15 protein-coding genes and 1 tRNA gene are annotated in these 15,624 nt (G+C 56.3%); 11 read left to right on the top strand and 5 right to left on the bottom strand.

Annotated features, from left to right (window positions below):
• Positions 1-106 precede the first annotated feature (106 nt).
• The gene (ctaD, locus tag JT51_RS02610; protein WP_037307456.1) at positions 107-1,780 is read right to left on the bottom strand and encodes a cytochrome c oxidase subunit I; all 1,674 of its coding nucleotides are present in this window, start codon (positions 1,778-1,780) and stop codon (positions 107-109) included.
• 290 nt (positions 1,781-2,070) lie between these two features.
• Between ctaD and JT51_RS02605 the strand changes: the two genes are divergently transcribed.
• Complete coding sequence (locus JT51_RS02605; RefSeq protein WP_037309331.1) at positions 2,071-2,490, top strand: HIT family protein; 420 nt, start codon at positions 2,071-2,073, stop codon at positions 2,488-2,490.
• A gap of 3 nt (positions 2,491-2,493) precedes the next feature.
• Here JT51_RS02605 and JT51_RS02600 read toward each other — a convergent pair whose 3' ends face one another.
• Complete coding sequence (locus tag JT51_RS02600; RefSeq protein WP_037307453.1) at positions 2,494-2,919, bottom strand: MerR family transcriptional regulator; 426 nt, start codon at positions 2,917-2,919, stop codon at positions 2,494-2,496.
• 80 nt (positions 2,920-2,999) lie between these two features.
• Here JT51_RS02600 and JT51_RS02595 point away from each other — a divergent pair, with 80 nt between their 5' ends.
• Positions 3,000-3,941, top strand: a complete 942-nt coding sequence (locus JT51_RS02595; protein WP_037307450.1) for a cation diffusion facilitator family transporter — start codon at positions 3,000-3,002, stop codon at positions 3,939-3,941.
• 302 nt (positions 3,942-4,243) lie between these two features.
• Here the strand turns inward: JT51_RS02595 and lipB are convergent, their stop codons facing one another.
• Together lipB and JT51_RS02585 are read right to left on the bottom strand one after the other, a co-directional pair.
• On the bottom strand, positions 4,244-4,900 hold the full coding sequence (lipB, locus tag JT51_RS02590) for a lipoyl(octanoyl) transferase LipB (RefSeq protein WP_037307447.1): 657 nt from the start codon (positions 4,898-4,900) through the stop codon (positions 4,244-4,246).
• Positions 4,901-4,939: 39 nt separating this feature from the next.
• A complete protein-coding gene (locus JT51_RS02585; protein WP_037307444.1) occupies positions 4,940-5,599 on the bottom strand; it encodes a DsbA family oxidoreductase in 660 nt (219 codons plus the stop codon).
• 143 nt (positions 5,600-5,742) lie between these two features.
• On the opposite strand from JT51_RS02585, the gene JT51_RS02580 reads away from it, so the two are divergent.
• The 6 genes from JT51_RS02580 to JT51_RS02555 all read left to right on the top strand — a co-directional run bounded on the left by JT51_RS02580 (position 5,743) and on the right by JT51_RS02555 (position 12,048).
• Positions 5,743-5,829 (top strand) — tRNA-Leu (locus tag JT51_RS02580).
• A gap of 149 nt (positions 5,830-5,978) precedes the next feature.
• The gene (locus JT51_RS02575; protein WP_037307441.1) at positions 5,979-6,962 is read left to right on the top strand and encodes a glycosyltransferase family 2 protein; all 984 of its coding nucleotides are present in this window, start codon (positions 5,979-5,981) and stop codon (positions 6,960-6,962) included.
• Positions 6,963-6,967: 5 nt separating this feature from the next.
• The gene (locus JT51_RS02570; protein WP_051927390.1) at positions 6,968-7,909 is read left to right on the top strand and encodes a hypothetical protein; all 942 of its coding nucleotides are present in this window, start codon (positions 6,968-6,970) and stop codon (positions 7,907-7,909) included.
• Positions 7,906-9,921, top strand: a complete 2,016-nt coding sequence (locus JT51_RS02565; protein ID WP_037307438.1) for a hypothetical protein — start codon at positions 7,906-7,908, stop codon at positions 9,919-9,921. The genes JT51_RS02570 and JT51_RS02565 overlap by 4 nt, the downstream gene beginning before the upstream one ends.
• A gap of 113 nt (positions 9,922-10,034) precedes the next feature.
• On the top strand, positions 10,035-11,033 hold the full coding sequence (locus JT51_RS02560; protein WP_037307434.1) for a glycosyltransferase family 2 protein: 999 nt from the start codon (positions 10,035-10,037) through the stop codon (positions 11,031-11,033).
• 31 nt (positions 11,034-11,064) lie between these two features.
• Positions 11,065-12,048, top strand: a complete 984-nt coding sequence (locus tag JT51_RS02555; protein WP_152563283.1) for a hypothetical protein — start codon at positions 11,065-11,067, stop codon at positions 12,046-12,048.
• Positions 12,049-12,052: 4 nt separating this feature from the next.
• Here JT51_RS02555 and JT51_RS02550 read toward each other — a convergent pair whose 3' ends face one another.
• Positions 12,053-12,355 (bottom strand): DUF6476 family protein, encoded by a 303-nt coding sequence (locus tag JT51_RS02550; RefSeq protein ID WP_037307429.1) that lies wholly within the window; start codon positions 12,353-12,355, stop codon positions 12,053-12,055.
• On the opposite strand from JT51_RS02550, the gene JT51_RS02545 reads away from it, so the two are divergent.
• From JT51_RS02545 to JT51_RS02535, 3 genes are all read left to right on the top strand, one after another.
• On the top strand, positions 12,354-13,388 hold the full coding sequence (locus JT51_RS02545) for an RluA family pseudouridine synthase (protein WP_037307427.1): 1,035 nt from the start codon (positions 12,354-12,356) through the stop codon (positions 13,386-13,388). The genes JT51_RS02550 and JT51_RS02545 overlap by 2 nt on opposite strands.
• 146 nt (positions 13,389-13,534) lie before the next feature.
• Complete coding sequence (gene rpoH / locus JT51_RS02540; protein WP_037307425.1) at positions 13,535-14,431, top strand: RNA polymerase sigma factor RpoH; 897 nt, start codon at positions 13,535-13,537, stop codon at positions 14,429-14,431.
• Positions 14,432-14,595: 164 nt separating this feature from the next.
• The gene (locus tag JT51_RS02535) at positions 14,596-15,570 is read left to right on the top strand and encodes a Gfo/Idh/MocA family protein (protein ID WP_037309326.1); all 975 of its coding nucleotides are present in this window, start codon (positions 14,596-14,598) and stop codon (positions 15,568-15,570) included.
• The last annotated feature ends 54 nt before the right edge of the window (positions 15,571-15,624 follow it).

The raw sequence follows: 15,624 nt of genomic DNA, 5'->3' as shown, positions 1-15,624 counted from the left end.
ACAGGATAGCCGATTTTGGCGGCTCTGGCGACTTTTTGACCGAAAGCCTGTCCTGCAACGAAAAAACCCCGCCGATTGGGCGGGGTTTTCTTTGGGTTTGGCGGGATCAGTGGGCGTGGCCTTTGTCCCAGTCTTCCTGCTTTGGCAGCTGCTCGAACGTGTGTTCAGGCGGCGGCGAGGGCAGGGTCCATTCCAGCGTATCCGCGTATTCGTTCCAATAGTTGTTCTCGGTCACTTTCGGACCACGGAACAGGGCGTAGAACACGATACCGAAGAACAGCAGGAACGAGGCGAAAGAGACGAACGCGCCGATCGACGAAACATAGTTCCACTGGGCGAAAGCTTCGGGGTAGTCGATATAGCGGCGCGGCATACCCTGACGGCCCAGGAAGTGCTGCGGGAAGAAGGTCAGGTTGGCGCCGATGAAGAACAGCCAGAAATGAACCTTGCCCCAGAACTCGGAGTAGTGGCGGCCCGTCATCTTGCCGAAGTAGAAGTACATACCGGCAAAGATGGCAAAGACAGCACCCAAGCTCATCACATAGTGGAAGTGAGCCACAACATAGTAGGTGTCGTGATAGGCGCGGTCGATACCGGCCTGCGACAGAACCACACCGGTCACACCGCCAACGGTGAACAGGAACAGGAAGCCGAAGGCAAACAACATCGGCGTCTTGAACTCGATCGAGCCGCCCCACATGGTCGCGATCCACGAAAAGACCTTAACCCCTGTGGGCACTGCGATGACCATCGTAGCCAGCATGAAATATGCCTGCTGACGCAGCGACAGGCCAACGGTGTACATGTGGTGCGCCCACACGACAAAGCCCAAAACACCAATCGCAATAATCGCCCAGACCATCGGCAGGTAACCGAAGATCGGCTTGCGCGAGAAGGTCGCGATGACGTGGCTGATGATGCCGAAACCGGGCAGGATCACAATGTACACTTCGGGGTGACCGAAGAACCACAGGATGTGCTGATACAGGATCGGATCGCCGCCACCGGCCGGGTCAAAGAAGGTGAAGCCAAAGTTGCGGTCCATCAGCAACATGGTGATCGCACCCGCCAAAACCGGCAAGGACAGAAGAATCAGCCACGAGGTGACGAAGATCGACCAGCTGAACAGCGGCACCTTGAACAGGGTCATGCCCGGGGCACGCATGTTCAGGAAGGTGGTGATCATGTTGATTGCGCCCAGGATCGAGGAGGCGCCCGATACGTGCACGGCAAAGATCGCAAGATCCATGGACATGCCGCCCTCGGTCGTGGACAGCGGCGGGTACAGAACCCAGCCCACGCCTGATCCAAGCTGGTCATTCCCGCCCGGGGATAGCAGCGAAGCCACACCCAGCGAGGTACCGGCGACGTACAGCCAGAAGGACAGGTTGTTCATCCGCGGGAACGCCATATCCGGCGCGCCGATCTGCAACGGCATGAAATAGTTGCCAAATCCGCCGAACAGGGCGGGGATGACGACGAAGAACATCATCAGAACACCGTGGTAGGTGATCATGACGTTCCACAGGTGTCCGTTCGGGGTGCAAAGCTCGGCGCCGCTGCCGAACAGACGGAACCCTTCCAGGCACATGTGCTGCACCCCTGGCTCCATCAATTCGATCCGCATGACAACGGTCATCAGAACCGAAATCAGACCGGCAAGTGCCGAGACGACCAGGTAAAGTATCCCGATGTCCTTGTGATTGGTCGACATGAACCAGCGCTGGAAAAAGCTGCGCTCGTCTTCATGGTCGTGACCATGAATGGCTGCGTCTGCCATTATAGGTGCCTCCTGTTGCAACTGCGCCGCGCAGTCGGACCTCTCCAACGCGCGGGATTCCTGCTGGTTTTAGATTGCACAGAGGGCACCTTCAATGGTCGAGTTTGATCTGGATCAAGATTAATTGTCGCGGGCAGGAGGGTAACCCGCGAAATTTCGACCGGTAACGCCCGTGATCTGGGTATTGGCCACTGGATTTCAAGGGGCGCGCAAACTGATGATTTCACGGCTTGACCCTCAACAAGGTGCGCCGCAGAACTGGGGTCAGCACCGAATACCGGAGAACTGACATGACTGCCTATGACCCCGACAACATCTTTGCCAAAATCCTGCGCGGGGAAATCCCGTCGACCCGGGTGTATGAGGATGACGAAACGCTGGCCTTCATGGATATTATGCCGCGCGCGGACGGGCACTTGTTGGTGATCCCCAAAACGCCGTGTAGAAATCTGTTGGACGCCTCGCCCCAGCAGCTAACCGCTGTGATTGGAACGGCTCAGAAGTTGGCGAAAGCGGTGGTTACGGCCTTTGACGCCGATGGGGTCACAGTGCAGCAGTTCAACGAGGCCGCGGGCGGGCAGGAGGTTTTTCACCTGCACTTTCACATTCTGCCGCGTCACGATGGTGTCGCCGTGCGTGCACCCGGCACCATGGGTGATTTCGAACTGATTGCCGAACATGCAGAAAAGATCAAAGCGGCGCTGGCCTGATCGTTATTTAATTGCGTTGTGCGGCCCCAGACATGCGCTGTGGTCGCTAAATGCGTGCAGCACAGCGCAAACATGGTCGTGCTTACCATCGCAGGCAGCAGTGATGCGGGTCAGCTCGGCCTCAAGCTTGCGCAGCTGAGTGATCCGCTCTCGCAGATCAACCAGTTGGCGCTCGGCAATGTCATGCGCGCGGTTCAGATCGGGTCCCTGGGCACCTTCCAACGACAACAAGGCTTCGACGTCGCTGAGTGGTAATCCAAGGTCTCGGCCATGGCGAATGAACCGCAATCGTTTCAGGGCGACGTCGTCATACCTGCGCTGGTTTCCCTCGGTTCGCTGCGGTTTCGGCAGCAGGCCCTTGTCTTCGTAGAACCGGATTGTGGGAACTTTGGTGCCGGTTCGGCGGGATAACTCTCCGATTGAGTACATTTTTGGTTTGCCCCCTTGAACCTCTAGTTACTAGAGGTGTTACGTCGTGCGCACAGCCAAAACAAGGACGATAGGGCGCAATGGGACATCACCACGATCACGGCGGGCATGGCCACCACCATATAGACCCCGATGCGGGCGACAAACGCGTGGCTGGCGCGATTGCTGTGAACATGCTGCTGACGCTGGCACAGGTTATCGGCGGTATCTTGTCCGGCTCACTGGCGTTGATCGCGGATGCGTTGCACAACTTCTCGGATGCCGTTGCCCTGATCATCGCCTTTTTTGCCCGCAAGATCGCCCGACGCCCCGCCGACCCACGCATGAGCTTTGGCTATGGCCGCGCCGAAGTGGTCGCGGCGCTGGTCAATTACACCACGTTGATCGTTTTGTCGGTTTACCTGTTTTACGAGGGTGTCATGCGGTTCTTTGAGCCAGAGCCCATTAATGGCTGGATGGTTGTCTGGATCGCCACGCTTGCTTTGATTGTTGACCTCATTACCGCTGCGCTGACCTATTCGATGGCAAAAGAAAGCATGAACATCCGTGCGGCTTTTATTCATAACGTAGCTGACGCATTGGGTTCGGTTGCCGTGATCATTGCGGGTACCGCTGTGATCGTGTTCGGCTGGACCTGGGTTGACCCTGCCGTCACGATCCTGATTTCGGTCTACATCCTGTGGCACGTCAAATCCGAGATCGGGGACACGATCCGTGTTCTGATGCTGGGTGCGCCGCCGGATCTGAACCCCGAGGACGTCGCGACCAGGATTGAAGAAACTGATGGTGTTGCGGGGGTTCACCATATCCACCTTTGGAGCATGCAAGAGCGTGAGCCTGCACTGACGGCGCATCTGGTGATCGAAACAACGGCTTGGGGTCGGGCGGACACCGTGGCGCTTGGGGTCAAAGAATCCCTCCGCTCAGAATTCGGTATCGGGCATGTGACGCTAGAGCTTGAACAGGTAGGGCACCTATGTGATACGCCATCCCGGTTTGGGCACAATGATAGCACGGTTTAAAAAGAAATTGCCGTTCCGATTTGGGGTCGGAACGGCAGACTCGTAAACAAACACTTGTCCGATTCTCAGGGGCAAGCCCGCAATCACCGGTTAACACACCACTCACTCTAGAACGGTTAGTTAACACTACGCGGTCATCAGCGTTTTGTATCCATCTGAGTGTATTTTCGCGATTTAGCTTAGTGATATGCCCGGTTAAGCGGTTGATTGTTGTGGTTAAGGGAAACAAAGGGTTTTGCGGGCAGGGATTGTTAATAGCGTGCCACTGGATGAGCGATTCGAAATTGCGAACCGGACCGGGTTTACGCGTCAATCTGCTCGAATACTTGTGAAAACGTCTTTTGCAGGGCTGTGTCAACATCCGTCATCGTCACAGGCAAGCCTAAATCAACCAACGAAGTCACCCCATATTCGGTGATGCCGCACGGGACGATGCCTGTGAAATGGTCAAGATCCGGTTCAACATTGATCGAAATACCGTGGAAGCTGACCCATTTGCGCAGCCGCAGGCCAATTGCGGCAACTTTGTCCTCTGCGGGTTGGCCAGACAGCGTTAGGGGTTTGTCATCCCTGCGCACCCAGACGCCGACGCGGCCGTCCCGGATTTCTCCGTCTACGTTGAACTCGGCCAATGCCGCGATCACCCATGCCTCAAGCTGTTGGACAAACCGGCGCACGTCTTTGCCGCGTTTGTTCAGATCAAGCATGACATAAGCAACGCGCTGGCCGGGGCCGTGATAGGTGTATTCGCCGCCGCGCTTTGCCTCATACACCGGAAAGCGGTTCGGGTCGGTCAGATCCTCGGGCCGGGCGGACGTGCCTGCGGTGTAAAGCGGCGGGTGTTCCAGCAACCAAACGCATTCCTCGGCCTCACCCGCAGCAATCGCTGCGACGCGCGCCTCCATAAAGGCGACGGCGTCGTCATAATCGGTCAGCCCGTCAGTGATCTTCCATTCCATGGCGATTTCTTAACGTGAGGGCGGGGTAAGGGGAAGGGGTCACGCGGCCTCGGCCAGACAGCGCTGAAGAACTTCGGCATAAGTGTCGATGCCCTGGGCGCCGGTCAGCAAGTATTTGCCGCCAAACACCATCGAAGGCACGCCGGAAATACCGCGACCGGACCAGAACTGTTGTTTTTCTCGTACGGGTCCGGCGTGGGCACCCAATGCAAGCGCGGCCTGTGCTGCCGTGCGATCCAATCCCGCAGCCTGTGCCGCATCCAGCAAGACGTCGATATCGGATACGTCCTGTTGGTCGGTGAAATAAGTCCCGAACAGGGCCATCTTCAACGGGTGCTGACGACCTTGGGATTCGGCCCAATCCAGCAACTGGTGTGCCGCAAAGGTGTTCACCATTCTGCTGTTTTCATCAAAATTGAAGGCGAATCCCAATTCGGTGCCGATCTGTGTCAGCCGATCACGCGCCTGTTGGCTTTGTTCAGCGCTCGAGCCGTATTTCTGCATGATATGTTCGCGCAGGTTTTGACCTTCGGGCGGCATGTCAGGATTCAATTCGAACGGATGCCATCTGAGGCGCGCCAACACATCGTGCTGCTGCAGGGCCTGATCAAGCTGTCGAAAGCCGACGATGCACCACGGACAAACCACATCTGATACGATGTCGACCTGAACGGTGGGGCGGGGATCGGGTGATGTCATATCTTGGCTCCTGGCAGGGTCTGCGGAAATACTGTCGTGCTATAGATATGAATGCTTAAAGGGAAATCAAACGAGCGTGTTTTTTGCCTCTTCACATCTTGATCTTCTACGTCTATACGCCGCTCTACCAAGTCACTGGCAGTGCGGTCGTGGCGGAATTGGTAGACGCGCAGCGTTGAGGTCGCTGTGGGGTAACACCCGTGGAAGTTCGAGTCTTCTCGACCGCACCAAATCTTGAAAACTCTGACGGATTCCGATTGCCTCCTCGGATGTAGAGTTGCACCAATTTGTCTTGGATTGCTGATACTTCCATTTCCGGTCTCGCCCGTGCTTGCGGGGTTGTGTATGACAAGGATCAACGCAATTCGGGAAGGTATAAATGTCTCAGGCCATTACCGTTTTCACGACGATGAAGAATGAAGGCCCCTATATGCTGGAGTGGGTCGCGTTCCATAAGTCTTTGGGCGTCGACCACTTTGTGATTTTTACCAACGATTGCGACGACGGGACTGATGATATTGCCCGCAGGCTGCAAGAGTTGGGAATCGCCACGCATGTTCCCAACGAAGTGAAAGAAGGTGGCAATCCGCAGCATCAAATGTTGCGGCGCGCGCGGCGTCAGCCCAAGGTCAAAGAAGCGGATTGGCTGCTTTGTCTGGATGTCGATGAATTCTGGAACATCCGTTGCGGCGACAATAGGTTTGCCGCTTTGATCGACGCGGTCGAGGATCGCGCAGGTCAGCCTGTGGATGCGATATCGTTTGCGTGGAAGCTGTTCGGAAGTGCGGGGAACATCAGTTTTGAAGACAAACCCGTGACCGAGGCGTTCTCGATGGCCGATCAGGAGTTTCCCTATCACTCAAGCCGTGCATTCGGGCTGAAGACGCTGTTTCGGAACAATGGTAAATTCACCCGCTTTGGGCCGCATCGCCCAAAGGGAGTGGAAGAAGGGAAAGAAGGTGAAATCGCCTGGTCCGATGCCAGTGGAAATCTGTTTCCCACAGAAAAAGTTGGCTGGCGGGCCTGGCGAGGGTTCGATCATTCCTTTGGGCGGCTGCACCATTATTCGGTCAGGTCGATGGATGGGTTTCTGGTCAAACGGGACCGAGGGCGCACCAACCATATCCGGGTGGACCAGGGGCAATCTTATTGGCAGGATATGAATGCCAACAAAGAGACCGATCAGTCCATCCTGCCCGCGGCCCGGCGTGCCGCGCCGATGTTGGAGGAACTGAAGGCGGATAGTGAACTGGGTCCGCTTCATACGCGGGCATGTGACTGGCACAGGGCCAAGATTGCCGAGATCAAAATGCGCCCGGAATGGGTGGACTTTCGGGTGTGGCTGGCGGACAATCTTATTTGATAACCATGGCAGACGATCTTTCAAAAGAGCAGTTGAAACCCGAACACCCTGATCGCAAGACCGGGTATGAAAGAATACTGACCGATCCAGCCCCGCCTTGGTTTGTCGAACTGTATCCCGGGGGGGACGGGGCCGGGTTTCTGCAAAAGCTGGAACGCCATTCTATTTTGTTTCACCAACGCTCAGCCTCGCAGTTGGTTGTTAGTTTTGACAATATCGCCAATGCGAATGACCTGTCCTTTGCGCGAGAGCCCTGGGGGTGGAAGTTTTTCCGTGATGAGGGCTGGTCGCATCTGGGTGTGTTTGCACGCACCAAGGCCTGGTACCGCGACCCCGAAATCATCACGTATTTTCAGGATCGGGCCGCTGAAGGATTTTTTGAGAAATTCGATCAGGTTGTCTTCGCAGGTGCCTCGATGGGTGGTTTCGGAGCGTTGACCTTTTCCGAACTTGTGCCGGGCGCAAATGTCATCGCGTTCAATCCGCAAACCTCCTTGGATGAACGTCTGGTGCCCTGGGAAACCCGGTACCGTTTCGGGCGGGTTCAGGATTGGGACCTGCCATTGGGGGACGCGGCGCAGACGGTTGAAAAGGCTGGAAAAGCCTATGTTTTTTATGACCCTTTCTTTGATCTGGATCGTCGTCAGGTCACGCGGCTGCAAGGTGAAAACGTATTTTTACTCAAGACATGGTTTTCCAACCATTTTGCAGCACCGATGTTGCGAAAGCTGGATATCCTGAAGCCGGTTATGCTGGGGGCCATGGATGGATCGCTTGAGCCGATTGACTTTTATCGGATGATGCGGGCGCGGCGCAGGTTGCCGATGGTCATGCGCGGCATTGATGCCCTTGCAAGTGAACGCCACACAAAGATGGTGCGTCACGCACGCCAAAGATTCCGAATGCTTCGACGTGCCGCAATACAAGAGGCCGGAGAAAACTCATGACACCTACGAAAGGGGTGTTTATCGGCCAGCGCAAGGACCGTATGGGCGCGCGGCTGCTGATGATGCTGACATGTATCCGCCTTGCCGAGGACTTCGACACTGATTACCGGGTGAACTGGTTCCCGCAAGGCGCGGATGCGCCCGAATTGGATCATCCAAAGGAGCTGTTTCAGAAAGCCTGGATGGACAGGCACTTTCTAAGCACCAAGGCGTTTGACAAGCTTCAAAAGGACGCCCTGCCGATCTGGTCATTTCAGAGCGATAAATCCCCAGACCGGCTGATTGCGCATCTCAAATCTGGCCGTTCGGTTCTGGTCGAGGAAGGGTTCGAGGTTCTGGCCTTTCCCTGGGAGGATATCGAATCGATCCGCCCAAGGTATCGCGATTTCATTCACCGGATCGGATTTACGGATGAAATTCGGGCCGTCATGGAGAAGGCGGACGCAAAGCTTTCGGGGCAGGGCGTGTCGGCCTATCACATACGGCGGGGGGATATTTTGAACGGGCTGCCGTGGAAGCACTCAACCTGGCCTGCCAAGATTGAACCCGAAGAGCTGTATGAAACGCATCTTGAGAAACACACCGGGACAGCTGCCATAATGTTCTCAGACCAGCCCGAACTGGTCAGCCGTTTTCAAAAGCGGTTTCCGCAGTTGATGCAGATGTCGGATATCGCGGATGTATCTGGCCTACCTCGGGCACAGCGCGATTTTCTTGAGCTATATACGATGTCACGTGCGGATCAGGTGATCGCGCCCTATATTTCTGCGTTTTCGATGGCTGCCGCGCGGATTTCTGGACAAAATCGCAAAGTCTTTCGCGATGTCCTGTCCGAGGATGAAATCAAGCAATCACAGGAGCGAACGATCGCACGGCTTCGGCGAGGCCCTCAGGAGTTTTTGAACCTGTCCGAGGCGACCCACATATTTGTAAAAGCCTCCTTCTATCTGCACGCCTGGGGCGCGGGTGATCGCGTTGAAGAAGCAGTGGAATTGGCGGCACCTCTATTAGAGGCCGGGTCTGATAATGCATTCTTGCCGTTGTTGCAGGCGCTCAACTGTTTTTATCTCAAACGGTGGCCCGAGGCGCTTGAACTGTCCGAACAAGCGTTGGCTGATCCGAACCTTTGGCCCGAAGATCACTCGGTGGCGACGGCTTTGTTGGCTGCGACTTTTGGGATCCTAAAAAAGCGATGGAAGGCGACCCAGACGTTTAGCCGGGCTTTCTGGGCAAAACCCCTACGTCCGGACGTCATAATTTTTGGGTCGAGGATGTTGTACCGAGAGCAGATTGCGTTTCGGGCGATGCCTCCTTTGGACTGGGCCATACAGCGGTCCGTCAGGCGCCCATGGTTCAACTACAACGCCCATGTTTCTCAGCGACGGGTATTAGGTCGATTGCCGTGCAATTTCGACTTGGTTTTGTTGGATTGGTCTCAATTGGCGGTCGATCAAAGAGCGCGCCGGCTGACAGCAAACTCATCACGGCTGACTATGTTGATAGAAGGTTTGCGCAATTCAACTCAGTTTCCCGAGGAAGCGCGGCTGTCACCGGACAGCCCGGGTTTTCAAAGCGCGGAATCTTTGCTGCAGATGCACCTGGGCGAAAAGCCGGCCCACCATGCGATTGACATAGCCCGGAAGGCGGTGAAGCTGCTGCCTGACAATCCAGTCTATTTGAAGCGGCTTGCCGAGCTTCACGAAAAAGAAGCCGATATTTCCAAGGGCAGGCTGGTCATGGCGGACGCGCTGGCATGTGATCCGGGAAATCCATTTCTGGTGTTTGCAATGGGTCAGTTCCTGGAAAGAAACGGTGCGGTCGAGCAGGGGCAGAACCAAATTATCCAGGCGGCGGATATAGATGAAAACACCGCGATTATTCAAGGCGAAGCGGGGCGGATACTATTGAAACGCGGCGACAAGAAAGAGGCCCGCAAGTATCTTCGGCAAGCCAGGGATCTTTGTCCAAAGCTAAAGCGGTTTTCAAATCAACTTAAACGCGCAGGTGGTTGAATGTTTTGGATTTACGCTTGGTGGCGCGATCAAAACCACGTAGTTTGTCCGCAAAACGGCAACGAAAGGTCCGGCTTTATCGGGCCAGAAATAGATCAACAGGGCAGCCAGTCATGACCGAACAGGACCCCCGCTATATCAGCGTAACCCCTATGAAGAACGAAGGCCCCTTTGTTCTTGAGTGGATCGCGCACAACCTGGCAATTGGCGTCGACCAGATCGTCGTGATGACCAACGACTGCACCGATGGCACGGATGCGTTGCTTCAGCGGTTGGATGACAGGGGGATCGTGACCCACGTTGACAACAATTCGCGCCGTCAGACCAGCCCGCAAAGGCGTGCGTATAACTCATTCATCAAGATGGGTGTTGCCCGGCCTCAGGATTGGGTTGTTGTCATTGACGCTGATGAACACATCAACGTCAAAACCGGCGATAACACCTTGCGCGCCCTGACCGAGGCCATCCCGGACGCAAAGACGATATCAATGACGTGGCGCCTGTTCGGAAATGCGGGGATTGAGCGGTATGAGGATCGGTTTCTGTCGGATCAATTTCGACGCGCCGCCCGCGAGCGGACAATTCGGCCTCCTCAGGCGTGGGGATTCAAAACCATGTTCCAGCCCGAGATCTGGGCTGGACTAGGTGTTCACAGACCTAAGCGCCCCACAGTCGAAACCATGGAAGAATGCCACTGGTACAATGGATCGGGTGAATTGATGCCGGATCGCTATTATTCCAGAAGCTGGCGTTCGGCACGGGATTCCGTTGGCTATGATCTGGTGCAGGTCAATCATTACGCTTTGAAATCCTGCGAAAGTTATCTGGTCAAGAAAATGCGGGGGCGGGCCCACCATCTGGGGGAAAGCCTGGGTATGGAATACTGGGATATGATGAACCAGAATGCCGACGCAGACAGTTCCATCGACGTGATCCTGGATCGCAAACGCGGCCATTACTATGATCTGCTGTCGGATCCGGAAACCGCCCGATTGCATCACATGTCATGCGACCTTCACCGACAGCAGATTTCGCAACTGCGCGAACAGCCCGAGATGCAGGACCTCATGCAGCAAATGACGGCAGAGACATCTGTCAAGACTCAGGAATGAAACGAAAATACGCTGAGTACGGAGAGGATTGATGCTTTGGTTGCATTTAGGAATGCCCAAAACCGGCTCGACCGCCCTTCAGGGATATGTGCGTAAAAACACTGCTGCGTTGGCAGAGGTCGGCTTGCGGTACATGGAAACCGGGCGCAGCAGGCCGGAACGGCCAACGCGCCTTGCGATCAGCCACAACATTATTGCGTTTCACCTGAATCAAGCCAAGTCGGCGGATGATCCGTTCCGCGAACCCATGTTTCGCGAGTATCAGGCACACAGCGATCAAACCTGTCTGGTCTCGTCCGAGATGTTCTATGGCTGTGATCTGCAAAAACTGGCGCAGATTTTTACCGAAATCCCCTCACGTGATCTGCGGATCACTTTCTATTGTCGGCGGTATTCTGACTTTTTCGAGGCCGACTACAAGCAGCGGGCCAAAAACGGGCGGCTTGCCCTAGGCGGGTCCACGTATATTTGCGATCTGTTGGACAGAATAAAGGCCAATCCCGAAATCTATAGTTTCTCAGCAAAAATGATGAAAATCCGGGCGGCTTTCCCTGGTGTAACCGTCGTTCCGCTGATGTATGAGCGCGCCGAAATGGTCCGTGGACATGTGGTCGATGATTTCATGTCGCGGATTGGTGTTAACCTGCCAGAGGGCAGCCCGCCTGATCAGCCATCGAACCAATCCCAGTCCCGCGCCGCAAGCGAGGCGTTTGGCGTTGTATCCCGCGCGATGGGGCGCAAGCAAAGCCGTCAGCTGCGCCGGCGCGTTATCGACGATCCGGTCATGGTTCGGCGGCACGATGTGTTGGAGCCGCAAGAACGCGCGTGGCTGGATGATTTCCTTGCCAAGCAGGATGTTGAGTTCCGTCAAGAGTTCTTTTCCGATCGGAAGGAATTGTTCAGCCCGGCGCGTCTCAGCGCCGAGGATCAGATGTTTCGCAGGGATACGCCCGAAGAATACGAAGCGCTGCGAAAGGCGTCAGAGGTCGTGTTTCGCATGGCGCTTGAGGGTTAATGCCCTACTCGACGGTGATTTCCTGACGCTGGCGGCCGGTGGTCTTGTCAAAAATCAGGATGCGATTGTCATCGGTGACCACCGCGTACCAGTTGTTCCCGATGGTCACGGCCTGCGCTTTTGCACCGTCGGGCAGTTCGACCTGATCGGGCAGGGTGGGGGTTCTGTCCGATAGTCGGATGACAATCAGTGCGAATGTAACTAGAACCCCGCCAATCATCACCGCGGTCAACAACATGACCATTCTGCGCAACAGGCGAAGTTGCGGGGTCTCCAGCGGTTCTTGGGGTTCGGAAGGGACAGTCATGGGCACCCGTCAGATTGAATTTCAGATCGCGGCCGATCCGCCGCCACGTCTTGATAAGGCGCTTTCGCGGGATGTGCCAGCCGGGGAAAACCTGTCGCGTACACGTTTGACCCGGTTGATAGATGAGGGTGCGATCCAGATCGACGGGGCCGTGGCGCATGACCCCAAGGCCAAGGTCGCCGAAGGCGCGCGTGTGACGATCATCGTTGCTGAGGCCGAGGACAGCCATATCGGCCCCGAAGATATCCCTTTGGACGTCGTATACGAAGACGCGGACCTGATTGTGGTCAACAAACCGGCGGGCATGGTGGTTCACCCCGCGCCGGGGTCGCCCAATGGAACGCTTGTGAATGCATTGCTGCACCACTGTGGTGCGGATCTGTCTGGCGTCGGTGGTGTCAAACGCCCCGGAATCGTGCATCGGATCGACAAGGAAACCAGCGGCTTGCTGGTCGTCGCCAAATCAGATGCCGCGCATCACGGGCTGGCCGCTCAGTTCGAGGCCCACAGTGTCGAGCGTTATTACCGCGCGATTTGTTACGGTGTGCCGGATGCAAATGACCCCCGTTTGCGCGGGGTCAAAGGGGTCAGCTTTGAGGCGGGCAATATCATGCGGCTGACCACCCAACTGGCACGTCACAAGACTGATCGGCAAAGGCAAGCGGTGTTGTTTCATGGCGGGCGCCATGCCGTCACGCGGGCCCGCGTGGTCGAGAGCTTTGGCAAGCCGGGCGTGCTGGCCTTGATCGAATGCTGGCTGGAAACAGGCCGAACGCACCAGATTCGCGTCCATTTGGCCCATGCGGGCCACGGGTTGGTCGGCGATCCGGTGTATGGCGGCAAACGCAAACTGGCCGCCAAGGCGTTCAGCGCGGCCACTGCCGAAGCTGTGCGCAGTTTCCCGCGTCAGGCGCTTCATGCCGCCGTTTTAGGGTTCGAACACCCTGTAACCGGCGAAAATTTGAGGTTCGAGGCCGAATTGCCCAATGATATGGAAAATTTGATTGAACACTTGGCTGCGCCGCTGACATAATGTGCAAAGTCACGTGAGTAACGCGTTCTTAGCTTTCCTTTATCAATCGTTAATTCCAGACTGTTAACAGTACCTCTTGAACGAGGTGATATGGACGCCCATATCCTATGTTAACGACTTAAACATTTGTCGGAGGGACATGAAACATGGCAAATTACGCAAATCTCCCCGCGCCGACGCCGGAAGGCGGACTGAACCGCTATATGCAGGAAATTCGCAAGTTTCCCCTGCTTGAGCCAGAAGAAGAGTACATGCTCGCCAAGCGTTGGGTGGAAGAGCAGGATACTAAATCAGCGCATAAAATGGTCACGTCGCATCTGCGGCTGGCGGCCAAGATCGCCATGGGCTATCGCGGCTATGGTCTGCCGCAGGCCGAGGTGATCTCTGAGGCGAATGTTGGCCTGATGCAGGCTGTCAAAAAGTTTGACCCGGAAAAAGGGTTCCGGCTGGCAACCTATGCCATGTGGTGGATTCGCGCCTCGATTCAGGAATACGTTCTGCGGTCGTGGTCGATGGTCAAATTGGGCACGACGTCGGCACAGAAAAAGCTGTTTTTCAACCTGCGCAAAGCCAAGGCGCGTATTGGTGCGCTGGAAGAAGGCGACCTGCGCCCTGAAAACGTTGCACAGATCGCCAATGATCTGGGTGTGACCGAAGCCGAAGTGATCAGCATGAACCGCCGGATGTCCGGTGGTGATGCCTCGCTGAACGCAACGGTCGGCTCCGAAGGCGAAGGCACCATGCAATGGCAGGACTGGCTTGAGGATGAAGACGCAGATCAGGCCGGCGACTATGAGGCGCGCGATGAATTGGACGCGCGGCGCGAGCTGTTGTCTGCTGCGCTGGATGTGCTGAACGATCGGGAAAAAGACATCCTGACCCAGCGTCGCCTGATGGACCAGCCTGTCACGCTGGAAGAGCTGAGCACGCAGTACAACGTCAGCCGCGAACGCATTCGTCAGATCGAAGTGCGCGCCTTTGAAAAGCTGCAGAAAAAGATGCGCGAACTTGCGCGTGAAAAGGGGATGCTGGGCGCCATGTAGGGCCGCCCGGATCAACCGATCAGGCCCGCCAGTTCTGGCGGGCTTTTTCTTTGGGCGCTGAAAAACCTGACTTTGTGTCGGCTGATTGATACAGAGAATCTGGTGACGAACCATTGCAACTGGAATTCTGGTTCGACGCGCGGTGCTGCCTGTGGGAGGACATGATGCACAAACCGGTTCAGTGGGGCGTTTTGGGGGCCGCCAAATTTGCCCGACAGTTCATGGCCCCCGCAATTCACGCCGCTGAAGGGGCCCGTCTGGCCGGATTGGCCACGTCAAGTGCAGCCAAGGCGGAACCATTTCAGGCATTCTGCCCCGATCTGACCGTTTATGACAGTTACGAAGCGCTGCTGGCCGACCCGCAGATCGAGGCTGTATATATTCCGTTACCCAATCACCTGCACGTTGAATGGAGCCTTAGGGCGCTGGATGCCGGAAAACATGTGCTGTGTGAAAAGCCCATGGCGATGACCGCGTCCGAGTTTGCGCCTTTGATTCAAAAACGTGATGAGACCGGGTTGCTGGCGGCCGAGGCGTACATGATTGTGCATCACCCGCAGTGGCAGTTGACGCGCAAGCTGATCGCGGATGGGGCTATCGGGAAATTGGCGCATGTGACCGGGGCGTTCAGTTTTGACAACCGCACCGACACGACCAACATCCGCAATCGCGCGGAAACTGGCGGGGGTGGCCTGCGCGACATCGGCGTCTATGTGATCGGCGGCGCGCGCTTTGCGACCGGGCAAGAACCGGTTTCGGTTGATGCGGCGATCCGGTGGGAGGACGGGATCGACACCTTTACGGAAATCCGCGCGCAATTCCCGGATTTCACCTACTCCAGCTATGTCTCGATCCGGATGCATCCGCATCAAGAAATGGTGTTTCACGGCGAAGGCGGGGTCATTCGCCTGACTGCGCCATTCAACGCGCGGGTCTTTGGTGAGGCGCGGGTAGAACTGCATCGTCCGGGGCTTGAGGAACAGGTCACGCGCTTTCCCGGCGATGATCACTATAAGCTGCAGGTCGAGGCCTTTTGCAGGTCTGTTCGCGAGGGGGCCGCGTATCCGTGTCCGCTGGAATTCTCGCGCGGGACGCAGGATATGATCGACCGGGTTCTGAACGGTGCCGTTTCTCTCTGACTTGCCAGCCGTTGTCCGGCTCGGCTAATCTGGCAGGCACCTGATCAGGAGAAG

The organism is Ruegeria halocynthiae (assembly GCF_000743705.1).
Taxonomy (GTDB): Bacteria; Pseudomonadota; Alphaproteobacteria; order Rhodobacterales; family Rhodobacteraceae; genus Ruegeria; species Ruegeria halocynthiae_B.
The sequence above is the reverse complement of the archived record's forward strand: the minus strand, read 5'-3'. Positions and strand labels throughout refer to the sequence as shown.